Origin of the sequence: Marinobacter bohaiensis (assembly GCF_003258515.1) — a bacterium.
GTDB lineage: Bacteria > Pseudomonadota > Gammaproteobacteria > Pseudomonadales > Oleiphilaceae > Marinobacter_A > Marinobacter_A bohaiensis.
In genome coordinates this window covers 1,421,328-1,442,505 of the sequence record NZ_QGEH01000001.1, presented here as the reverse complement: position 1 = coordinate 1,442,505, position 21,178 = coordinate 1,421,328, and the positions used below count along the sequence as shown (strand labels likewise).

Sequence of the window (21,178 nt, the reverse complement as noted above, 5' to 3'; positions counted from 1 at the left end):
GAGTACCGGGCCCGTGCCGTTTGCACGAGATCCAAAGAGATTGATGAGAGAAGGTTACACCCTGTTCCTGGCCGCGTTTCTGGGCCTGACCGCCTTCCCCGCCGCCGGGGCTCCGCCCATCCAGGACACGCCGATGACCGGTGGTGACGGCTCCGTGAAGCAGTTCGACCACAACGCCTTTTCCCTGCCCCAGGGCAACCTGCCCATGACCAGGCGCCTGGATTTCAGCGTAGGCAACAGCTTCTTCCGCAATCCCTGGGTGGAAGCCCCGGCCAGCACCGACGCCCGCGACGGCCTGGGCCCCCTGTTCAACACCAACAGCTGCCAGGGCTGCCACATCAAGGACGGCCGGGGCCATCCACCCGGCCCGGGTGAAGCGCCGGTCTCGCTGTTCCTGCGCCTGTCGGTGCCCGCCGATCCGCAAGCCGATGCGCAGCTCCTGAAGCGGCACGGTTTCAAACCGGCACCGGTCTACGGCAGCCAGCTCCAGACCGCCGCCATCACCGGCCAGACGCCGGAAGCGGATCTGGTCCTGAGCTGGGAGCCGGTGGAACAAACGCTCGACGACGGCACCGTCATCACCCTGGAACGGCCGGTCTACCGCATCGAGAACCCGCAGTTCGGCCCCCTGCCGGAGAATCTGCTGACGTCCCCGCGCGTCGCCCCGCCGATGATCGGCATGGGCCTGCTAGCCGCCATTCCAGCGGCCGACCTGGAAGCCAGCGCCGACCCCGGCGACCAGAACCACGATGGCATCTCGGGCCGCATCAACCGGGTCTGGGACAAGGCCGGCGGCGATACCGTGATCGGCCGTTTCGGCTGGAAAGCCGGCGCACCGTCGGTGTTCCAGCAAAGCATGGACGCCTTTGCCGGCGACATGGGCCTGACCTCCAGCCTGGTGCCGGCCACCGACTGCACGCCGCAGCAGCAATGCGAGTCATTTGCCCACGGCGGCGAGCCGGAAGTCAGCGACAAGGTGGCCCGCTTCATCGACTTCTACGCCAGCAGCCTGGCCGTACCGGTACGGCGGAACATGGAACAGCCCGAGGTGCGCCAGGGCGCGCGAATTTTCAATGACATCGGCTGCGCCGGCTGCCATACGCCGCGCCAGGTCACCGGAACCATCGCCGACCGTCCGGACCTCAGCCACCAGACCATTTGGCCGTATACCGACCTGCTCCTGCACGACATGGGGCCGGCCCTGGCGGATGGCCGGGGCGAGTTCCTGGCCGATGGCAACGAGTGGCGCACCTCGCCCCTGTGGGGAATCGGACTGGCCAAACAGGTCAACCCACGCGCCGGCTTCCTGCACGACGGCCGCGCCCGCACCCTGGAGGAAGCGGTGCTCTGGCACGGCGGTGAAGCCGCGGCTTCCCGCGACGGCTACCGCGCGCTGGACAGCGACGGGCGCGCCGCCCTGATCCGTTTTTTGAACTCGCTCTGACCGGAGATCAACCATGCCTGCATTCGCCCGTCCTGGCCGTCCTCTGCTGGCCGCCGTCTTCGGCGCCTTCGCCCTGACCGCCCAGGCTGCCGACACGCCGCGGGACACCTGGTACGCGGCGTTCCAGTCCGGCTACGACGCCCTGGCCGCCTCCGCCCAGACCCTGCAACAATCGGCCACGGCCTATTGCGACGCCCCCGACGACACCGGCCGCGCCAGACTGGTGGCGGACTGGCGCGCCGCGTTCCTGGACTGGCAGGCCATCCGCTTTGTCGACTTCGGCCCCATCGAGCAGGACAGTCGCGCCTGGCAGATCCAGTTCTGGCCCGATGCCAAGAACCTGGTGGCGCGCAAGGTCAGCTACGCCCTCAAGCAGGAAAACGCCGCCGTGCAGGACCTGGTGGACGACTCGGGCGTCGCCCTGCAGGGCTTCCCAGCCATCGAATACCTGCTCTACGACCCGGCCATGCAGGATGGCGACGACGCACTGCCCGCTGCCAACACCTGTCTCTTGCTCACCGCCATCGGCGGCCACCTGGAACTGACCACCGCCACCCTGGCCGAAGACTGGCGCGCCTTCGGCAATTTCTACCGACAACAGGATCGCTACGAACACCGCACCGTGGAGGCCGCCCTGAACGGCCTGGAAATCCTGCAGGACCGGCGCCTGGCGGATCCGATGGGGCTGCGCGGTAATACCCGACACAACCCCTACCTGGGCGACGCCTGGCGCAGCGGCCAATCCCTGGCGGCCATCCAGGCATCCATCGAGGGCCTCGACCGATACTTCAAACCCGGCCTGCAGGCGCGGCTGACGGCCGCCGGCCACGCCGACCTGGCACAGCGACTCGATCAGCAGCTACAGAACACGCTCGACGAGTTCCAGGCCCTGCCCACGGCGATGGCCCCCCTGCTGGATGACGAGGCGGGCTACGCCCAACTGCAGTCGCTGTACATCGAGGTGACCCAACTGGAGCAGGTTCTGGCCGGCCGCATTGCCCCGGCTCTGGGCGTGACTCGCGGTTTCAACGCCAGCGACGGGGACTGATCCATGCTCAGCCGCCGACATTTCCTGCAAGCCACCGCCGCCGCCCTGATGGCGGCCAGCACCGGTCGCCTGACCCTCGCCGCCGGCCTGAACCGTGAACCGCTGATCCTCAGCGCAGTGGACGACCCGGCAGGAAAGCACTTCATCGCCGGCATCGACCTGCAAGGCCGCCCGCGCTTCCGGCTGCCGGTAGCGGACCGCTGCCACGGTGGCTGCGCCCGTCCGGCATCGGACCAGGCGCTGCTGTTTGCCCGCCGGCCGGGACGGCATTTCTACGTGGTCGATACCGCACGGGGCGAGACGGTGGCGACCATCGCCGCCGGCACGGACCACCATTTCTACGGCCACGGCGTGTTCAGCCCGGACGGTCGCTTTCTCTACGTGACCATGAACCACTACACCACCGGCGAAGGGCTGGTGCGCGTATACGACGCCGACCGGAATTACCGTGCGGTGCGGGATATGCCGGTCGACGGCATCGGGCCCCACGAACTGCGCCTGCATCCCGACGGCGAGACGCTGATCGTGGCCCTGGGCGGGATCGAAACCCACCCCGACTACGACCGCATCAAGCTCAACCTGGATACGATGCGGCCGGCGTTGCTGTTGATGGATCGGCACAGCGGCAAGATCCGCGAGCGCCATGAGCCCTCCCACCACCAGTTGAGCTGCCGTCACCTGGATGTCAGCCCCGACGGTATCGTAATCGCGGGCTACCAGCACCAGGGCCCGGAGTGGGAAACGCCGCCGCTGATCGCCCGACTGGACACCCGCCGTGGCACGTTCGACGAAATCTCCCTGCCCGACGACCTGCAGCCGCGCCTGCGCAACTACACCGCCAGCATCGCCTGCTCTCATACCGGCCCCTACACCGTCGTCACTGCGCCTCGCGGTGGCCTGGTGGTGGTGATCAACCACGCTACCGGCGCCCTGGTCCGTCATCTCGATGTGGCGGACGTGGCAGGCGCCCTGCCCCTGGCCGACGACTCGTTTGTGGTCTCCTCCGGCAACGGCTCGGTGCAGCGAATCCACGCGGACAGCGCGGGCACCGAAACCCTGTCCCATCCAGACATCCGCTGGGACAACCATCTGACGCTCTTCGGATGAACGTTCCGGTTAAGCCGTCGCGCTGACGACGGGGCACCGCGCTGCTATCCTTGGCGTTCTTTTGCTTACGGAATCGGAGGCCCCTTGGCAGAGCCGCAGCGCGACACCACCGAAAAACTCTACAGCCTGATCGCCAACGAAGAGGACGCCCGCGTCTGCACGGACATTTCCGACGATGCCTGCCAGGAAGTCCCGCGTAACTTTTTCCTGATCCTGGGCAGCCTGGTGCTGACCAAGCTGGGCGATCTGCTGATCAGTCCCAAAACGGTGCTCGCCTGGTTGCTCGGGGCCGTCGGCGCCCCGGCGCTGGTGGCCTGGCTGGTGCCCATCCGCGAGTCGGGGTCGCTGATTCCGCAGATGGTCATCGGCGCCTGGGTCCGCCAGCGCCCGGTGCGCAAGTGGTTCTGGGTAGGCGGCAGCCTGGGCCAGGCCGTCAGCGTCGCCGCCATGGCCGGCAGCGTCTGGTTTCTGGACGGCAACGCCGCCGGGCTCGGCGTGGTGGGCGCGCTGATCCTGTTCTCTCTGGCCCGCGGCTTCTGCTCGGTGGCGATGAAAGACGTGCAGGGCAAGTGCGTGCCCAAGACCCGGCGCGGCCGACTGGGCGGACTGGCCACCACCATCGGCGGCTCGGCCACGGTGCTGCTGACCGTCCTGCTGTTCTGGGAGCGAGGCGAACCGACACTGCCATTCTACGTTTCTCTGCTGGGTCTGGCGGCGGTTCTCTGGGTGATCGCCAGCGTGCTGTTTTCCGGAATAGAGGAAGAACCGGGCGAGACCAGCGGTGGCGGCCACGCCTTGCAGGAAGCCATCAGGAACCTGTCGCTGCTGCGGGACGACGCGCCTTTTCGCCATTTCGTCATCACCCGGGCCTTGCTGCTGTGCTCCGCCCTGGCTTCCCCCTACTTCGTGCTGCTGGCGCAGCAGCAGGACGACAGCGGCTGGTTGCTGGGCAGCTTCCTGCTCGCCAGCAGCCTTGCCAGCTCAGTCAGCGCCACCGTCTGGGGCTGGATGGCGGACCGATCCAGCCGCCAGGTGATGATTCGCGGCGCCGTGATTGCCAGCGGCGTGTGCCTGGTGATCGGCGTGTGGAACCTGATTACCGGAGAATCGGCCAGCTCCCCCTGGTTCTACCCGGCCGCCTTTTTCGTCCTGAGCATCGCCCACGCCGGCGTGCGCCTGGGCCGAAAGACCTACCTGGTGGATATGGCCGGCGGCAACAAGCGCACCGACTACACATCGGTGAGCAACACCGTGATCGGCGTATTGTTACTGGTCACCGGCGGCATCAGCGCCCTGGCCTCCCTGATTTCGCCGACGGCGGTGATCCTCCTGCTGGGCCTGATGGGCGCGGCGGGGACGGTCAGTGCGGTGCGCCTGAAAGAGGTGGAGTAACCGGAAAGTGGAGTAAACGGAAGATGGGGTAAGGTCCGGGCCGGGCCCGACGTGAACCCGAAACGCTATCGAATCACGTCCGGATAACGCCGCCGGTCCCGCATCAGACGGTAAATGGTAATGGCGTTGGTGAAGAGCACGAGGCCTTCGGCCAGTGTCCCGCCAACCGAGCCGACCAGCAGGTGGCTGAGCATCCAGGCCACGGCGGCCAGGCCCAGGCAGACACGCATGGGGATGCCCCGCAACAGGAACATGCCCATGGTTCCCAGTACCATGGCCACGAGAGCCGGCAGATCCGCCCATCCCTGCCAGGTCAGCGCCGCAGCCATGCCGCTGGCCGCCAGAACCAGCGCCATCACGCCCCGGTTGCCCGGATAACGCCTCGCCAGCCCGATACGCACGATCACCAGTACCGTCAGGGCGGCAGCCGTCCAGCTTTCGAAGAACAGAAACTGCAGCGCGAAGGCCACGTTCGCCGCAAGCAGCAGCTTCAGCAGCCGATCATCCTGCTTGCTGGCAAACGCCAGGGCACAGAGGATCAGCGAGATGAGACCGAAGACCTGTCCGGCCAGGGCGCTGTGGTTTTCCAGCATGGGGAACGTCACTCTCCGGAATGGGCAGCATGATGCCGCACAAAGATGGGCTCGGATCGATCGACAAGCACCCGGAAGGCTACGTGGCCTGCGTCCGGCAGACAACCCTCGCTGCACTCCAGAACAGACGCTCGCGACCATCGGGGCCTGATCAATGTGGGAAAGGCTCCCGGCGACGACTGTAAGACCACAAAAAAGGGCCGGCAGATGCCGACCCAAATCCTCACGCCGCAAGGAAGACGTTCTTTGCTATCGGGACATTATGGGGTCACCTCGGTGCGGCTGGCGCAGACGCTGTAGACGCTGAACTCGTCAAGCACCGACAACAATCCGAAGCCGCCGTTGATGATTTCCACCTGATTGAACGGCAGAGAGGTCTGGAACACCAGGAAGCCCTGTTCGGTGCCGCCCAGCATGCCGGATACACCCAACAGGTCCAGATCCACACCGATGTCTCCGTCACTGCTTTCCTGTACTTCACCGTCCAGCAGGGTACGGACGATCAGGGTGTTGTTGGCCAGGAGGTCCAGCTGCAAGAGCTGTGCGCTCTCGGCAATGGACACGCCCAGCACGTTTTGGCCCGGATAGACGAAACCGGAGGTATCGGCGACCCGCAGCATGGCCTCTGACAGGCCCAGCAGATTGGTGTTGTAGATGGTCGCGGCGTTGCCCAGATCATTGTCGATCACGTTGGCCGCCCCGCTGACGCCACAGGTCGCGCCGCCGAGGACACCGCCCAGCAGACAGCCGGAATCATCTGCCGTGGACGTGGCGTCGTTATCGGCCAGGAATGGGGAGAACGTTTCCCCGGAGATGTCGCAGGCGTACTCGGTATCGTCGATCAGGTCGCAGGCGTCACCCAGGCCATCGCCGTCGGTGTCGGCCTGATCCGCGTTCTGCACCAGCGGGCAGTTGTCGTTGGGCTGGCCCAGCGCGTTCTCGTCTTCGATGCCGTCGCCGTCGGTGTCGGCGTCGCAGGCGTCGCCAACCTCGTCGTTATCGAGATCCGACTGGTTCGGATTGGCCACATTCGGGCAATTGTCGACGGAATCCGACGTGTCCCCATCACCATTGGGATCTTCTGGCAAACCGTCGCCGTCGCTGTCTCGAGCATCCTCACAGGCATTGCCGGTACCGTCACCGTCCGTATCTTCCTGGCTCGGGTTGTCAAAGAATGGGCAATTGTCAGGATCGTTGTCTATACCGTCATCGTCCTGATCGGCATCGCAGGCGTTACCGAGTCCATCGCCATCGAGATCCGCCTGACTGGCATTCGATACCGCCGGGCAATTATCGGCACCGTTGTCGACGCCGTCGCCGTCCTGGTCCGAATCGCAGGCATCGCCGAAGGAATCGCGATCCTGGTTCTCCTGGCCCGGGTTCGGCACGGCCGGGCAGTTGTCGACGTCGTCGTCGAAGCCGTCCATGTCGCCGTCGGCGTTGTTGTCACAGACATCACCCAGGCCGTCGCCATCGGCGTCCTCCTGGCCGGGGTTGGCCACCAGCGGGCAGTTATCGGCGGCGTCACTGAGGCCGTCGTTGTCCGAATCGGTGTCGCAGGCATCGCCGATGCCATCGCCGTCGGCGTCTTCCTGCAATGGGTTGAAGATGGCGGGACAATTGTCCTCATCCTCGGCGATGCCGTCGCCATCGTCGTTCTGCTCTTCCACCACACCGGCTACCGCCGAGTCCGAATCCCCGCTGCTGTCGGAATTACAGCCAGCGAGAACAAAAAGGGTCATCAAGCCCAAGAGTGCGAACCAAAGCTTCCTGTTCAACATGATCACTTCTCCCTTTTCTGCTTATTCGCCAGAGAGGACGTTGAATTCAACGCGCCGGTTTCTCTCGCGACCCTGCTCGGTGTCGTTCGACATCAGTGGTTGCGTCTCGCCATAGCCCGTGGCGGTGACCTGCCCCGGGCGCACGCCCTGATCCAGCAGGTAGTCACGCACGGCGTCCGCCCGTTCCTGGGACAGCTGCTGGTTGTAGGCGGCGGCGCCGACGTTGTCGGTGTGTCCGGCCAGCTCAACCTTCAGGTCCGGCTGCCCCTGCAGGGCATCGCCGGCGCGCTGCAGGATGTCGCGCGCGTTGGCGGTCAGGCGGGCGGAGTTGAACTCGAAGCTGACGCCCCGCAGCACAACGGTCTGGGCCTGGCCCGAATCGACGCAGCCAACGGCATCGACATCCAGCCCCTCAAGCGTGTTGGGGCACTGGTCAACGCCGTCGACGACGCCGTCACCATCGGAATCCGCCAGCTCCTGGACGCGGGTCTTCTCGACCACCACGGTCTTCTCCACCACGCGCTCACGCACCGCGCCGATGGGAATGGTGATCCCCAGCGCAATGTGGATGTCCTGGTAGCCATCGTCGTAGGTGTCGTAGAGGTAGCGGGCATCGGCGCGAACGCGCAGACCGGTTTCCGTGAAGGCCGGGCTCAGGAGGCCCACGCCCACATTGGCAAAGCCGCCAAACTCGCTCTCGTCGTCCCCGTCCACGTCGTTTCGTGAAACGCCCAGGCCGGCGAGCACGAACGGTTGCAGGTCACTGTCGGTGCGGAAGCGGTAGGCCAGGTCGCTGCCCAGCCCCTGCTGGTAGGCGTCGACCCCGGCGTCGTCACCGGTCTCGATGATGTTGGCGAACAGGTGGGGCTCCAGCCACAGGCTTTCGTCCAACTGGAAGCCGTAGGTGGCGCGCACCCCCGAACCGTATTCGTCGGTACGGTCGTCATCGGTGATCAGATAGGCACCCTGGAAGGAGAACTCCTGGCGGTGACCGTCATCGGGATTCGATGCGGCCAGGGCGATCCCCGCCGGAAGCATGGAACACAACGCACTACAGCAAATAACTTCAGTGATTCGATGTCTCATCGGCTTGTCCCTTTTTTGTTGACTGGCTCTCACTGCAGCCCGGTTTCCCGGTCTGAAGAGCGGTCTTCCTCAGAGTCCATTCCTGCTGCGCTTGTGGCGCCTACCGACTCGGCTTGCCGTTCTTCTTGTGAAAGAGGCATTCGGCAAACGGGAAATGGCCTCCTGTTCTTGAAAATAGTGATCGACATCACAGCGTCGCCATGACCTCTCTGACACGGCGACATGACATTTCAGTCAGCCCAACAATCTGCAAAAGCTAATTGCCAGACAAAACAGCAATTTGATGGAACAGATGTACCAGCTCGCCAAATTGTCAAAACTGGTAAAACCGTGCTTTTTTCTATTGCAATCCAGAAAATAAACACTCCGCTATAGCCAATGCGTTCGAGGCGCGCATTCGGATGCAACATTCGAGAATTTTTTTTACGGGGAGGATCGCGGCAAGTGGTTGGGGGCGTTTCCCCCACCGCCGGTTGGCCAGAATGAATGTGACGAATGTCACAGCGGCCAAATCAAATCCCACGGCGGCGGAGCAGGATGACCGCAGGCCGTCTCCGGTTGGGTCATCGTCAGCGGGGCGTTTGGACGGTCGTTCGAATGGGTGTTCGAGTGGGCATTCGCATGGGTAGTCGTATGGAAAAGGCCATGCGCATCAGGGAGTCGTCGGCATGAGTGTGCAACAGAAGATGTATCGACCGGTTCGCAGCGAGCGCTTCGTCCATACGCTGGTCGGCTGGTATGTCAGGACCCGGGAAGCGGTGGATCTGGGCCCGTTCGGTAACGTTGGCGAAGCGGAATCGGCCCTGGAACGCCACATCAGCCAGTTCCGGGATCTGCCGCGCGCTGCAGCGGAGGACGGCCACAGCCTCGGCATGGAAGTGCACGATCCCGACACCTGCCGCAAGCGCAACTGCGCCATCTGCATGGAGGCGCACATCGCCTCGCAACACCGCTGGCAACCGGCACACTGAACCGACAGTGTCATTCAGACCGATAGCAGCATTCCGGAGGGAGTGCCCGCGACCACCCGGCCACGGGCAATCGCGGGCCACGACGGGCCATAAAATGCGCGTCGGGGATTACTGGACAGTGGCGATCACGCTGCTGTCGGTGTAGCTCAACTCAACCGTCACGTCGCCGGCATCCACGCTGCCGAATGTCCCTTGCAGAGACGCCCCTTCCACCAGCGTCAGCGCCGTACCGGCGGCCGGTGCGTAGCCCGAGAAGTCCAGCGTCAGGTCGCCGCCGTCGATGTAGACGCGTTTGGCCACGCTCACCTGGCTGGCGTCCTCATCCATCACCAGTGCCAGCTCGCCGCCATCCATGGTGAAGCTTCCATCGATGGCCAGGGCGCCTTCGGCATCCACCCGTGCGGTGCCGTCGTCCACATACAGGTCGCCTGCACCGAGCGCCGAGGTGGAGGTCGCTTCCAGAATGCCACCCTGCAGCAGCGTGCCGCCGCTGTAGCGGTTGTCGCCGGTCAGGGTCAACTGGCCGGTCCCCGCCTTGGTGAGCATGCCTTCACCGGTGATGTCGTTGCGCCACCAGTCGTGAACCGCGAATCCGCCCAGGCTGGCATCCATGGTCACCGCCACATCGCCCTCGAAAGCACCGTAGCCGTCGGCGGCCGTCACCAGGTCCAGGCGGCCCCAGCCATGGGTGTCGTCCAGGATCGGGTAGCCCGAGTCGATGGACGTAGTGTACAGCACCGCGCGGCGCTGGGCGTCGGTCAGGTAGGGCTGGCGCGATTTCAGCAGGGCCTCGGCGCCTTCCGGCACGATGGGGGCCTGGCCGGCCAGGCTGGCGTCCTGGGTCATGCCGTAGGTCATGCGGAAGCGGTAGGCTTCCTTGTTGGCTTCGTGGTCGTCGTAGAGGTTGTTGTCGTAGACCTCGATGTTGACGTTACTGCCGTCGATCAGCCCGGCTTCGTCGGTCACCTCACGGTGGGCATACTCGTACAGGGTCATGTCCTCGGCGGCCGCCAGGTCACCGAAATACGACTGCGCCCGCTGGTAGGCAGCGTCCGCTTCGGCGGCGATATCCGCCTGGTTCAGGGCGTAGCTGGCCACGATCATGGAATGGATGCGGCCGCCGATCACGTCCACCGGCGAATGCATGCCGGCGACGATGCGGTCCTCGCCCAGTTGCGAGGCGCGGGTCAGCATCTCCGAGAAGCGCTGGGGCAGCGCATAGGCCAGGGCCATGGACGCCAGGTAACCGGCATTGGTGTGACCGCTGGGATAGCCGCCGTCCTTGCGCCGGTTCTCGGTGGTAGAGGTATAGAGACCGTCGGTCTCCTTGGCCGGGTCGTGGGCGCGGCGTGCGCACATCAGGCCGGGCACGACGGCCACACTGGTGGTGTAGGTGTCGTAGGTGTAGATGGTCTCGCTGCCGGAACTGTCGATGCAGCTGTAATTCTGGTCGGTTCCCAGGAAGTCGATGGCACCGTCATCGTCCATGCGCCAGGGGCGCGGCGTGGAGAAGGTATACTTGGAGGCGCTGGTGGACGCCGGCGAACGCTGACGGAAGGCATCTACCAGGCTGACGATCTCGCCCAGGGTGCCGGTGGTGTCGCCGGCGAACACGATGTTGTCGTTGGAATCCGGCGCGTAATTCACGTCGGAAAGGACCTGCGCGGTGGTGGGCACGGCGATGTCGGTGTAGGCGCCGGAGCCGGCCACGTAGGCTTCGGTCAGCGGGCCGTAGCCGTCGATGATGCTGTAATTCTTGCTGCGGCGATCGTCCAGGAACGCCAGGATGGCTTCCTCGTCGGTCCGGTTGTTGGTGACGTCGATGACGTACTGGATATTCTCCTGCCAGGTTTGCGCATCCACGATCGGGTCGCTCAGGTAGCTGTCCGGGCCGTCGCCGTTGGCGCCCGACTGCCAGCTATCCGATGTGCCCTTCCAGATGTCGTTGATGCCGCCCAGCAGGTAGGACACCGGATTGTCGCCAATGATGTAGCGCAGCGTGCCATCGGCGTTGTTCTCGGCATACTCCACCGACGGCAGCGGGTAATAGACCTCAGGCACCTCGACCACCAGTTCCGCGCCAACCCCGGTGGGCCTGGCGGGTTTGCCGGCATCGGCCGAGCCGTCGTCGTCCGAACTGTCGTTGCAACCGGCCAGCGCCAGGGCCGTTAAGGCGGCCATAGCCAAAGGCAGGCCAGCACTTTTCCACGTGCGTGCGTCACTCATAACCATCTCGCTTTTCATGGGTCTCGAAGGAGGCTCCGGCTCCCGCTCTTGATAACGACGGGTTACCCAGAGCCCAGGGGACTTAGGACGCTAAGCAGTTTTGGTTATAGAACGGTGACGCTTTTGTGAAGATGAAACCGATTCTCGATCTCAATTGACCTGGATCAACGAAGCTTCCACCGGCTCTTTTCAGCTCGGCGGATCGATCATGGATATCCGGCTTGTGACGGGAATACGGGGGAGCCCGGCGGCTCCCCATCATGGAAGGACTGTCTTGAGGACTCGCCGATTCAGGGCGCTTTCGATTAAGGCCCGTTCAAGGCCCTTTGCCATCGTTCAACGCCAGGGCCCCTTTGACGACGCGATAGATCACCCAGATGGTGATCCCGAGCAGGATGAACCACCCCACCAGGATCGGCGCGGTGATGATGCCGATGACCGTCCACGCCAGACCAATCCAGAACGTCTTGATCTGCCAGCGAAAGTGAGGCTCGACCCAGGTGCCGGTCACTTCGTCGAGCTTGACGTAATTGATGATGACGCCGATCAGGCCGGTAATGCCGCCCAGAAAGAAGGCCAGGGCCTGCAGGATGTAGACCGCCACCGCCAGGTTGCGGGCGGGATCGCTGCGGCGCAGCAGCGGGTCGTCTTCGGCCGGACGAAAGTCGGAATCCGTCAATGTGCGTTCCTCAGTTGGCTTGGACATACCCGCAGTATATCGGAATCCATCAGGTGCTTGCGCCCGCCTCCGGTACGTGAATGCCGTTAACGATCAGGTGCACGGCGATGGCCAGCATCATCAGCGAAATGGCGCCGTCGATGATGCGCCAGGCGATCGGGCGTGACAGCACCGGCGCCAGCGCGGCACCGCCCCAGGCCAGCAGAGTGAACCACATGACCGACGCGCTGCTGGCGCCGGCCACAAAGCCCAGCGGTTCCGGTTGCTGGGCACCGATGGATGGAATCAGCAGTAGAGTGTCCAGATAGACCTGTGGGTTGAGCAGCGTCACCGCCAGGGTGGTCATCAACACCGCGCCCAGACTGCGGCGCGTGGTTTCCTCGGCCTGCAGGCCGCCGCGCCCCTGCAACGCCCGCAGGAAAGCGGTAAACGACAGCCACAGCAGGAAAGCCACGCCAGCCCAGCGCAGCACGTCCAGCGCCGAAGGCATGGCGACCAGCGCCGCGCTGACACCGAGCATCCCCAGACTGAACAGGATGACGTCCGAACTCATGCACAGCGCCGCCGACCACCAGTGATGCTCGCGTCGGAAGGCCTGCCCCAGCAGGTAGGCGTTCTGGGCGCCTATGGCGATGATGATGCCGCCGCAGACGACGAGACCGGTCAGGTAGCTCTGTAACATGGTGCCTTCTCCCTCAAGTTGCAGGGCAAGGCTAATCGAATCCGGCTATACTAAAAAATCATATTGCTAATACTGCATTAGATTTTCTTATGCTCGACTACAAACTCCTGGAAGCCCTGATCACCGTCGTGGAAACCGGCGGCTTCGAGCGGGCCGGCCTGGCGCTGGGGCTGTCGCAGTCCGCCGTGTCGCAGCGGATCAAGCTGCTGGAATCCCGCCTGGGCCAGCCGGTGCTGACCCGCCACCCCAACCTGCAGGCCACGCCCGCCGGGCGCCGGCTGCTCAACCACGCCCAGCAGGTGCAACTGCTGGAACGTGACCTGCGCCGGCAGATACCCGCGCTGTCGGAAGATCGAACGCGGCTGCGCATCGCGCTCAATGCCGACAGTCTGGCCACCTGGTGGGGCGACGCCATCGGCGCGTTTTGCCAGCAGGAAGGACTGCTGCTGGACATGGTGGTGGAGGACCAGGACGTGGGCCTGCGCCGCATGCGCGAAGGGGATGTAGCGGCCTGCCTGTGCAGCAGCGATCAGCCGGTCGCCGGCGCCCGCTGCATCGAACTGGGCCAGATGCCCTACCGCGCCTGGGCCCGGGCCGACTACGTGGAGCAGCACTTTGGCAGTGGCCTGACCGCCGAGGCTTTCCGCGAGGCGCCGGCCATCGTATTCGGCCCCCACGACCAGCTGCAGCACCGGTTCCTGGCGCAGTGCGGCTACCACGGGCGCTTTCCGTACCACTTGTGCCCGTCGTCGGAGGGCTTCATCCGGCTGGCCATGGCGGGCATGGGCTATGGGATGATTCCCGACAACATGATCGCCAACCAGGACACCACGCTGCTGGTGCCGGCAGGCGCCCTGGTGAACCTTGATGAGGAGACGGCGGTGACCGTACCGCTCTACTGGCATTACTGGCGGCACGGCGGGGAGTTTATGGAGCGACTGACCGAAACCATCGCCCGGGCTGGCCGGCAACTGCTCCAGCCCATGGCCTGAGGCGATCAGGCGTCGCCGGACCGGGGTCGGTAACCGAGCCGGAAACCGCCCCAGTGGCGGCCGTTAACGTAGATGGGAACGGACAGGTCGTGCATGATCTCGCCGGTGTCCCGCCGATAGGTCTGCAGCAGCATCTGTTCCTGATGCCTGCCGCAGCGCGCGCCGGTGCGGTCGTTGAACAGGCGTTTGCTGCGGCTCTTGACCAGGTCCACCTTGGGATCACCGGTGGGCTCGTGGGCGAAATCCCGATTGTGGGTGGGCACGTAGCCGTCCGGCGCGGTGGCGATGGCAAACACCAGGGCCGGATGGGTGTCTTTAACCGGCTCCTGAATGGCGTGCAGATGCCGGTCGGTGAACCGATCAAAGCCACTGTGGAATTTCTGGGGTGAGGTATCGGGAATGGGCTCGCGCCGGCTGTCGAACAGGGCTGACTCGGTCAGCGAGCCGTCGCTCAGGGCTTTCTCAAACAACTCGCCAATGCGATCCGCCCCCTGCCGTGCCTGCTCGTAAAACGGGCGGTGGTAGCTGGCCTCGCTGTTCAGGGCGAACACGGCATTGGCGTTCTCGGCAATCTCCATCAGCGTCCCGGCCTGTTGGGCCAGGGCCTGTACGCTGCTGTCACTCTCACCCATTTCGTCACGCAGGGTGGCGATCGCCTGGAACATCTGCTGCAGGCTGGCTTCGTTGTGCTGATCGCCCTCGGCGATGCCGGCCACCTGCTGCTCCACCTGATCGGCCTGGGCGCGAATCTCATTGAGCCGCTCACCGACGTTCTCGACGGATTCCAGACCGGTATCGATGCTGTCCGCCAGAGCCTGGATGCGCTCGACGATGCGCCCGGTATCGGTGCGGATCTCCGACAGCGTTTGCGCCACCTCGTCGGTGGCCTGGGAGGTACGACCCGCCAGCTGTCGCACTTCATCCGCCACCACCGCGAATCCCCGCCCCTGCTCACCAGCCCGGGCCGCCTCGATGGCGGCATTGAGCGCCAGCAGGTTGGTCTGCTCGGCAATGCCCTGGATCACCGTGGTCACGCCCTGGATTTTCTCGGACTTGTCGTTCAGCGCGCGGATCTGGCTCAGGGTCTCGCCGGATTCCCGATGCACCTGTCGCACGTCCTCGATGGCGCTGGCCAGGGCATCGCGACCGCTGACGCTCAGCTCGCTGGCATGGCGCGCCATGCTCGCCGCCTGGCCCGCCTGCTCGGCGGACTGCTTGACGGTTTCGGTGATCTGGCCGGCGTAATCCGCCATCTGCCCGGTCTCCTCCACCTGGCGATCGAGGCGCGACTTGAGCTGATCGGCGGCGTGGGAAACTTCAGCGGCGGAGATGGCGTTGGCATCGGCGCTGCCGGCCAGGGAATCGACCACACCGCCGCCGGCGCGCGAACCGGCCGCCAGCGAGGGGCAAAGTTTCATCAGCGGGCTGGATTCGGGCACCGCGCCACCGGCTTCGGCGTCGACCAGGGCTTTCTCCAGCGGATAGAGCACCCGCACGACCAGCACCAGCGCGGCAATGGCCAGCCCCAGGATCAAGCCGGTAATCAGGGCGATCATGTCCAGCCCGAGAAAATAGCCGGCTAACGCCGGGACCAGTGCGATAACAAGCGCGGCAAGGAGTGCCGTACGACCCATCAATGTCATGGAACCTCAAACCTGTTCGTCGATCAGACCACGTCCAGTGCGGTCCGGATTGTTGTTATTTGACGTCGCAGCCTTCCAGGCTACGTGGGCTTTTCCAGTGTCGTCCAGCGCTGGCCGGACACCAACTGTACTTTAGTTGCTTTTCGCAGATGGCGGTGCAACAGATTGTATCCCGTCGAGAAACAGACGGACGCGCTCGACCACTTCGTCGTCGCGCATGAAGTCGAGATCGTTGCTGTTGAGGATGGGCGAGCGCCCGGTGCGGAGGATGCGATCGTCCTGATACAGGACCAGGGTCAGGCGACCGGAATCCACGGTATCCATCAGATCCGTGCGGAAAGTGTCGGTCCGGTCCAGGCGTACCGAGACTCGCAGATCGGCGGACTCACCTGCCTCGGTGTAACCCAGCGCCTGCATCTGACGGATCACTTCCTGCTCCACCCGGCGCAAGAACCGGCTGCGCCCCGGAGCGGGCCGGATACCGGTCGAGAAGCTGGTGGCAGCATCCGTTACGGACTTCGCGCCCTGGTCCAGAGACAGGGGAGGTTGCGGTTGTAGCGAACATCCGGTCAGCAGACCGGCACCCAGGGCAAGAAAGGCAAGCACGCGCGCCCTGGTCGGGAAGGGAAAAGCCGGGATGGCTACCATGATGTCACTCCTGAATCGGCACATGGCTATCATCAGAGCATCGTGGAAACCATCCCGCAACCGGCAGTGCCCCAACGGGACTTACCGGCGGTTCACGATCAGTTGTTCACCGATTCCTTGGCGTCGTCGTAACCGTCTTCGACGGCGTCAGCCGTGTCCTCAGCGGCGTCTTCAACCGCCTCGCCGGCTTCCTCGGCGCCTTCCTTGGTGTTTTCCCAGGCACTGTCGGTCTGGCCGGTGGCGTCCTCGTAGGTTTCTTCCATGCTGTCGCCGGCGTCTTCCATCATGTCACCGGTGTTCTCGGCGGCCTGGTCTACTGACTCCTGCATCTCTTCGGCAGGCGACTCGTTGTCGCTGCAACCGGCCAGTGTCAGACCCACAACCAGTGCGAACGTACCTGCAATCACCTTGTTCATATGCTTTCCCTCAGCAAAGATTTGAATTCCAAACGATCGTTTGACTGCGAGTGCAGTGTAGAGGGCTGCGGCACGTAAACACAATAAACGCACAATTACGCTTTTTTTAGTTATGACAGAACGTTAGGAAACTTATTCCGCTGTGGAGAACACCCGCAACCGGCTCAGGTGACGCGCCGTTCAGGCCGACACCTGACCACCCTGGGTGACCGGTTTACCATCCACCAGGATCAGGTGATCGAGCCGGATCAGCTGGCCGCGTTCGAGCAGCAGGAACTCCTCGCCGGCGCGGGTGAAAACATCACGGATCCGGTCGTGAAAGGTCTGTATCTGACCGGCTTCATCCCGGAAGATGATTTCCACCACCCGGCGAAAGGTGGCGGTTTCCAGCAGGATGTCGTGGGCGGAACAATCGATGGGCTGATAGGCGTGGGTCATGGGGCATCCTGTCGGGTTGTGCCATGACTGCGATGCCCTTAAGGAACCGGCGAGACACCGCCTTAAGACATTCTCATGGTCGTGTATAGCCGGACACGGAACATGTCCGGATGGACATGTTCCAGTCTGGTTCAGGACCCCGTTTTTCGCCAACCGGGAAGCCGGCCGGCGTGATCCGCTGCCGGAATCAGAACCACTCGGCCTTCATCTCGTAGCAGGTATCGTCCAGGTTCTTCAGCAGCACGATATCCTGAGCGACCGTCGGCAGCTCCCAATGGAAGAAATACTGGGCCGCCTGCAGTTTACCCTGCAGGAAGTGATGCGCCTGCTCACCCAGACCACCCTCAGCCAGCCGTTGTTCCGCCACATTGGCCTGACGCAGCCACATCCAGGCCACGCAGATGTGGCCAAACAGGTGCAGGTAGCAGGATGCGTTCGCCAATACCCGGTCCGGACTCTCTTTCTGCAAGGCGCCGCCCAGCGTCTGGGTGACCTTGACGGCCTGCTGCAGGGTTTCGCTCAGCGACAGCGCCCACTGCTGGCAGCGCTGGGTGGTGGCGGCTTCCAGATCCACCTGCAATCGCTGCATCAGCAACTGCAGACCGTGGCTCCGATCCTGCCAGACCTTGCGACCCAGCAGATCCAGCGCCTGGATGCCGTTGGTGCCCTCGTGGATCGGATTGAGCCGGTTATCCCGCCAGCACTGCTCCACCGGGTATTCCCGGGTGTAACCAGCGCCGCCGTAGACCTGGATCGCCAGATCGTTGGCCTTGGGCCCGTACTCCGAGGGCCAGGCCTTCATGATCGGCGTCAGCAGGTCCAGCAGTTTGCCGGCTTCTTCCCGCGCCGTGGTGTCCGGGTGCGTGTTCTGGTCATCCACCAGACGCGCGCCATACAGACACAGCGCCAGGCCGCCTTCGCTGTAGGCCTTCTGCGCCAGCAGCATGCGACGCACGTCGGCGTGTTCGATGATGGGCACCGGCGGCTGAGCGGGGTCCGGCTCCGACGGCTTGCGGCCCTGCAGGCGGTCCTTGGCGTACTCCAGGCTGTGCATGTAGCCGCGATACCCAATCACCGCCGCACCGAAACCCACGCCCAGGCGGGCTTCGTTCATCATCTGGAACATGTACTTCAAGCCCTGGTGCGGCTCCCCCACCAGATAGCCGTGGCAGGGCGCGTCGTCACCAAAACTCAGAGCGGTGGACGTGGTGCCGCGGTAACCCAGCTTGTGAATCAGGCCGGCCAACGCCACGCCGTTGCGATCGGTGATGGCGCCATCGTCGTCGGTCCGGAACTTCGGCACGATGAACAGGGAGATCCCCTTGACCCCGGCCGGCGCGCCCTTGATCTTGGCCAGCACCAGGTGAACGATGTTGTCGGTGAGCGACTGCTCGCCGCCGGAGATGTAGATTTTGGCGCCCTTGATCAGGTAATGCCCGTCGTCCGTCGGTGTGGCGGTGGTGCGGATGTCGCTCAGGGACGAACCGGCATGAGGCTCGGTCAGGGCCATGGTGCCGGTATAGCGGCCGTCGAGCATCGGCGGCAGGTATTTGGTCTTCTGCGCCTCGGAGCCGAACACCCGGATGACGTTGGCGGCGGCCGTGGTCAGGAACGGGTAGCCGGCGGTGCCCGGGTTGGCGGCCGTAAAGAAGCCGTTGCAGGCGGCCATCACCGATTCCGGCAGCTGCATGCCGCCCAGGTCGTAGTCGTAACGCCCGGCAATAAAGCCTGCCTCGGCGTAGGCCTGGAACGCCTCCTTGACCTCCGGCAGCATCTCCACCTCGCCGTCGACAAACCGGGGCTCCTCCTTGTCCGCCTGACTGTTGTGGGACGCAAACTTCTCCCGGGCCATGCGGTCGGCGGTTTCGATCACCGCGTCGAAGGTGTCGCGGGTGTGCTCCCTGAAGCGCTCACGCTCGCCCAGGGCCTCGGTGTCCATTACGTCGTACAGCAGGAAATCGAGGTCCTGCCGGTCAATCAGGGTATCGCTCATCGGTGTTGGCCTTGTCGTTTTCAAACAAGCCAAGAGGGTGTCACAGCCGGGGATTGGTGAAAACCGTCATTTCTGACACAATCCTGGCCAAATCCGACACCGCCGGCACGCCCGTCAACGTGCCGCCTCCAGGCTTTTCTGAGGCTCCCGATCATGCAGCGCGTATCCATCCTCGGTTTTCCCGGCGCCCTGGCCAGCACCATTACGGGCATGATCGACCTGTTCCAGTTGGCCGGTGTGACCTGGGCGCGCATCCAGGGTGAACGGCCGGAACGCCGATTCGAGGTCCAGTTGCTCACCGAAGACGGCGCCCCCTGCGCCTGCCTCAACGGCATCAGCCTGCTGGCCCACGGCAGTCTGGCGGACAGCGAACCCGGCGAACTGATCTTGGTGCCCACCATCGGCGGCCCGATCGATGCGACCCTGGCGCAGGCAGCACCACAACTGGCGTGGCTCCGGGCCCAGGCCGACCAGGGCCGCACCATTGCCAGCAACTGCACGGGCGCGTTCCTGCTGGCCGAGGCCGGTCTTCTCGATGGCCGCCGCGCGACCACTCACTGGGGATTCAGCGACCAGTTCCGCCAGCGCTACCCGCAGGTCCACTGCGTGCCGGAACAACTGGTAACGGTGGACGGGCCCATCGCCTGCGCCGGCGGCGGCACCGCCTGGTGGGATCTGGGAATCATGCTGATCGAGCGTTACGCCGGCGCCAGCGTGGCGCGGGAATTGGCCAAGGCCTTCGTGGTGGATGCCGGTCGCCGCAGCCAGGCGCCCTATGCGCCCTTGCAGGGCAAACGCTACCATCAGGACGACGTCATCCTGGCGTTGCAGGACTGGCTCGACGCCCACTACAGCGAACCGCTGGGATCCGACGGCATGGCCCGCCAGGCGGGGCTGGGGGAACGCTCCCTGCTGCGGCGTTTCAAGGCCGCCACGGGTGAGACACCACACCGCTACCTGCAACAACTGCGCATCGAACGGGCCCGGCACCTGCTGGAAACCACTGCCCAGTCGGTCGACCGGATTACGCAGGCGGTGGGCTACGAGGACGTCAGCTCATTCTCCCGCCTGTTCCGCGACGCCACGGGTCTGTCGCCCGGCGCCTACCGGTCACGACTGGGTCGCTGAGCCGTCCAGAAAAGCCACAAAACGGCGGGCCGCGGGAGACAGCGGGCGATCACGGTGGGTGAGCCGGAAGAGAGGTCGTGACAGCGGCGCGATGCCCGGCGGTTCGACCAGGGTGATCCGCCCCAGCTCGATCAGGTCCGCCGCGACGACCCGCGGCACGATCGCCAGCCCGGCGCCACAAGACACGGAGCGTGCGATCGCCTCGTTGCTGCCGGCCTCTATCAGTGACGCCGGTGCAATCTGCAATGCTGCCATCATCCGCTGGGTCGCTTCCCGCGTTCCGGAACCGGGCTCACGCATGACCCAGCGTTCGCGGTTCAGGATATCCAGCCAGGATGCTTCCGCCGACGGTTGTTCCCAGTCCGGCGGACCGATGATCACCAGGGCGTCGTCCTGCCAGTGATCCCGCGCCAGCCGCTCGTCTGCAACACTGCCTTCGACCAGGGCCACATCCACCTCACAGTCAACCAGCCATCGACTCACCAATTCCGTATTACCCGCCCGCACCTCAATGGCGATATCCGGCCAGGCGTCGGCAAACAGCGCCAGGTAGGGTGCAAGCCAATAGCCGGCAATCGTGGTACTGGCGCCGACCACCAGCGCCCCCTTACGCAACCCGACACGGGCGTGGATGTCGTCGATGGCCGCTTTCTCAAGAGCGAACAGGCCGCGGGCGTGCTCGAACAGCACCTCGCCAATCTGGGTCAACGCGACGCCCGCTCGCCGTCCGCCCGGGCGCTGCGCCCGTTCGATCAGCGCCACGTCCAACTGGTGCTCCAACTCGCGGACGCCTTTGGAAACCGCCGGTTGGCTGATATGAAGCGCCTCCGCCGCCCGCGAAAAGCTGCCTTCGCGGGCCACCGTATAGAAGATGCGCAGCAGGTGCAGATTCATAGCCATAACCTGAAGTT

The 21,178-nt window shown here is 64.5% G+C and carries 19 protein-coding genes; 7 read left to right on the top strand and 12 right to left on the bottom strand.

What is annotated here, in order from left to right:
- Positions 1-43: 43 nt before the first annotated feature.
- The 4 genes from DKK67_RS06410 (at position 44) to DKK67_RS06395 (ending at position 4,991) form a co-directional block, all read left to right on the top strand.
- Positions 44-1,444, top strand: a complete 1,401-nt coding sequence (locus DKK67_RS06410; protein ID WP_228160524.1) for a di-heme oxidoreductase family protein — start codon at positions 44-46, stop codon at positions 1,442-1,444.
- A gap of 13 nt (positions 1,445-1,457) precedes the next feature.
- Positions 1,458-2,492, top strand: coding sequence for an imelysin family protein (locus DKK67_RS06405; RefSeq protein WP_111495498.1), 1,035 nt, complete (start codon positions 1,458-1,460; stop codon positions 2,490-2,492).
- A gap of 3 nt (positions 2,493-2,495) precedes the next feature.
- Positions 2,496-3,599, top strand: a complete 1,104-nt coding sequence (locus tag DKK67_RS06400; RefSeq protein ID WP_111495496.1) for a DUF1513 domain-containing protein — start codon at positions 2,496-2,498, stop codon at positions 3,597-3,599.
- Positions 3,600-3,683: 84 nt separating this feature from the next.
- Positions 3,684-4,991 (top strand): MFS transporter, encoded by a 1,308-nt coding sequence (locus DKK67_RS06395; protein ID WP_111495494.1) that lies wholly within the window; start codon positions 3,684-3,686, stop codon positions 4,989-4,991.
- 65 nt (positions 4,992-5,056) lie between these two features.
- On the opposite strand, the gene DKK67_RS06390 is transcribed toward DKK67_RS06395, so the two are convergent.
- The 3 genes from DKK67_RS06390 to DKK67_RS06380 all read right to left on the bottom strand — a co-directional run bounded on the left by DKK67_RS06390 (position 5,057) and on the right by DKK67_RS06380 (position 8,403).
- Entirely contained in the window at positions 5,057-5,584 is a 528-nt protein-coding gene (locus tag DKK67_RS06390) for a YgjV family protein (protein ID WP_111495492.1), read from the bottom strand.
- A gap of 260 nt (positions 5,585-5,844) precedes the next feature.
- Complete coding sequence (locus DKK67_RS22015; RefSeq protein ID WP_204355742.1) at positions 5,845-7,326, bottom strand: thrombospondin type 3 repeat-containing protein; 1,482 nt, start codon at positions 7,324-7,326, stop codon at positions 5,845-5,847.
- 60 nt (positions 7,327-7,386) lie between these two features.
- Entirely contained in the window at positions 7,387-8,403 is a 1,017-nt protein-coding gene (locus DKK67_RS06380; RefSeq protein ID WP_162628766.1) for an OmpA family protein, read from the bottom strand.
- A 716-nt stretch (positions 8,404-9,119) separates the two neighbouring features.
- Here DKK67_RS06380 and DKK67_RS06375 point away from each other — a divergent pair.
- On the top strand, positions 9,120-9,422 hold the full coding sequence (locus tag DKK67_RS06375) for a DUF6316 family protein (protein WP_111495486.1): 303 nt from the start codon (positions 9,120-9,122) through the stop codon (positions 9,420-9,422).
- Positions 9,423-9,530: 108 nt separating this feature from the next.
- Here DKK67_RS06375 and DKK67_RS06370 read toward each other — a convergent pair whose 3' ends face one another.
- From DKK67_RS06370 to DKK67_RS06360, 3 genes are all read right to left on the bottom strand, one after another.
- Positions 9,531-11,603: a phosphatase PAP2 family protein gene (locus tag DKK67_RS06370; protein WP_111495484.1), complete on the bottom strand. Its 2,073-nt coding sequence runs from the start codon at positions 11,601-11,603 to the stop codon at positions 9,531-9,533.
- 361 nt (positions 11,604-11,964) lie between these two features.
- Entirely contained in the window at positions 11,965-12,327 is a 363-nt protein-coding gene (locus DKK67_RS06365; protein WP_111495482.1) for a DUF4870 family protein, read from the bottom strand.
- A 49-nt stretch (positions 12,328-12,376) separates the two neighbouring features.
- Positions 12,377-13,009 carry a LysE/ArgO family amino acid transporter gene (locus tag DKK67_RS06360; protein WP_111495480.1) on the bottom strand — a complete coding sequence of 211 codons (633 nt, stop codon included), beginning with the start codon at positions 13,007-13,009 and terminating at the stop codon, positions 12,377-12,379.
- Positions 13,010-13,098: 89 nt separating this feature from the next.
- Here DKK67_RS06360 and DKK67_RS06355 point away from each other — a divergent pair, with 89 nt between their 5' ends.
- Entirely contained in the window at positions 13,099-14,001 is a 903-nt protein-coding gene (locus DKK67_RS06355; protein ID WP_111495478.1) for a LysR family transcriptional regulator ArgP, read from the top strand.
- Positions 14,002-14,006: 5 nt separating this feature from the next.
- Here DKK67_RS06355 and DKK67_RS06350 read toward each other — a convergent pair whose 3' ends face one another.
- The 5 genes from DKK67_RS06350 to DKK67_RS06330 form a co-directional block, all read right to left on the bottom strand.
- Positions 14,007-15,644, bottom strand: a complete 1,638-nt coding sequence (locus DKK67_RS06350) for a methyl-accepting chemotaxis protein (RefSeq protein ID WP_111495476.1) — start codon at positions 15,642-15,644, stop codon at positions 14,007-14,009.
- 132 nt (positions 15,645-15,776) lie between these two features.
- Positions 15,777-16,292: a YajG family lipoprotein gene (locus tag DKK67_RS06345; protein ID WP_111495474.1), complete on the bottom strand. Its 516-nt coding sequence runs from the start codon at positions 16,290-16,292 to the stop codon at positions 15,777-15,779.
- 98 nt (positions 16,293-16,390) lie between these two features.
- On the bottom strand, positions 16,391-16,708 hold the full coding sequence (locus tag DKK67_RS06340; protein WP_111495471.1) for a YtxH domain-containing protein: 318 nt from the start codon (positions 16,706-16,708) through the stop codon (positions 16,391-16,393).
- Positions 16,709-16,888: 180 nt separating this feature from the next.
- Positions 16,889-17,146: a hypothetical protein gene (locus tag DKK67_RS06335; protein WP_111495469.1), complete on the bottom strand. Its 258-nt coding sequence runs from the start codon at positions 17,144-17,146 to the stop codon at positions 16,889-16,891.
- 187 nt (positions 17,147-17,333) lie between these two features.
- Positions 17,334-19,139, bottom strand: a complete 1,806-nt coding sequence (locus DKK67_RS06330) for an acyl-CoA dehydrogenase (RefSeq protein ID WP_111495467.1) — start codon at positions 19,137-19,139, stop codon at positions 17,334-17,336.
- A 153-nt stretch (positions 19,140-19,292) separates the two neighbouring features.
- Here DKK67_RS06330 and DKK67_RS06325 point away from each other — a divergent pair, with 153 nt between their 5' ends.
- On the top strand, positions 19,293-20,267 hold the full coding sequence (locus DKK67_RS06325; RefSeq protein WP_111495465.1) for a GlxA family transcriptional regulator: 975 nt from the start codon (positions 19,293-19,295) through the stop codon (positions 20,265-20,267).
- Here DKK67_RS06325 and DKK67_RS06320 read toward each other — a convergent pair.
- Positions 20,250-21,161 (bottom strand): LysR family transcriptional regulator, encoded by a 912-nt coding sequence (locus DKK67_RS06320; RefSeq protein ID WP_111495463.1) that lies wholly within the window; start codon positions 21,159-21,161, stop codon positions 20,250-20,252. The genes DKK67_RS06325 and DKK67_RS06320 overlap by 18 nt on opposite strands.
- Between the last annotated feature and the right edge of the window lie 17 nt (positions 21,162-21,178).

Excerpts from the sequence above, each read along its gene's own strand:
- DKK67_RS06380 (WP_162628766.1), bottom strand. The coding sequence starts at position 8,403 with ATGCTTCCGGCGGGGATCGCCCTGGCCGCATCGAATCCCGATGACGGT.
- DKK67_RS06370 (WP_111495484.1), bottom strand. The coding sequence starts at position 11,603 with ATGGCCGCCTTAACGGCCCTGGCGCTGGCCGGTTGCAACGACAGTTCG.
- DKK67_RS06375 (WP_111495486.1), top strand. The coding sequence starts at position 9,120 with ATGAGTGTGCAACAGAAGATGTATCGACCGGTTCGCAGCGAGCGCTTC.
- DKK67_RS06400 (WP_111495496.1), top strand. The coding sequence starts at position 2,496 with ATGCTCAGCCGCCGACATTTCCTGCAAGCCACCGCCGCCGCCCTGATG.
- DKK67_RS06410 (WP_228160524.1), top strand. The coding sequence starts at position 44 with ATGAGAGAAGGTTACACCCTGTTCCTGGCCGCGTTTCTGGGCCTGACC.
- DKK67_RS06325 (WP_111495465.1), top strand. The coding sequence starts at position 19,293 with ATGCAGCGCGTATCCATCCTCGGTTTTCCCGGCGCCCTGGCCAGCACC.
- DKK67_RS06355 (WP_111495478.1), top strand. The coding sequence starts at position 13,099 with ATGCTCGACTACAAACTCCTGGAAGCCCTGATCACCGTCGTGGAAACC.
- DKK67_RS22015 (WP_204355742.1), bottom strand. The coding sequence starts at position 7,326 with ATGACCCTTTTTGTTCTCGCTGGCTGTAATTCCGACAGCAGCGGGGAT.
- DKK67_RS06330 (WP_111495467.1), bottom strand. The coding sequence starts at position 19,139 with ATGAGCGATACCCTGATTGACCGGCAGGACCTCGATTTCCTGCTGTAC.
- DKK67_RS06340 (WP_111495471.1), bottom strand. The coding sequence starts at position 16,708 with ATGAACAAGGTGATTGCAGGTACGTTCGCACTGGTTGTGGGTCTGACA.
- DKK67_RS06320 (WP_111495463.1), bottom strand. The coding sequence starts at position 21,161 with ATGAATCTGCACCTGCTGCGCATCTTCTATACGGTGGCCCGCGAAGGC.
- DKK67_RS06360 (WP_111495480.1), bottom strand. The coding sequence starts at position 13,009 with ATGTTACAGAGCTACCTGACCGGTCTCGTCGTCTGCGGCGGCATCATC.
- DKK67_RS06335 (WP_111495469.1), bottom strand. The coding sequence starts at position 17,146 with ATGACCCACGCCTATCAGCCCATCGATTGTTCCGCCCACGACATCCTG.
- DKK67_RS06405 (WP_111495498.1), top strand. The coding sequence starts at position 1,458 with ATGCCTGCATTCGCCCGTCCTGGCCGTCCTCTGCTGGCCGCCGTCTTC.
- DKK67_RS06350 (WP_111495476.1), bottom strand. The coding sequence starts at position 15,644 with ATGACATTGATGGGTCGTACGGCACTCCTTGCCGCGCTTGTTATCGCA.
- DKK67_RS06345 (WP_111495474.1), bottom strand. The coding sequence starts at position 16,292 with ATGGTAGCCATCCCGGCTTTTCCCTTCCCGACCAGGGCGCGCGTGCTT.
- DKK67_RS06390 (WP_111495492.1), bottom strand. The coding sequence starts at position 5,584 with ATGCTGGAAAACCACAGCGCCCTGGCCGGACAGGTCTTCGGTCTCATC.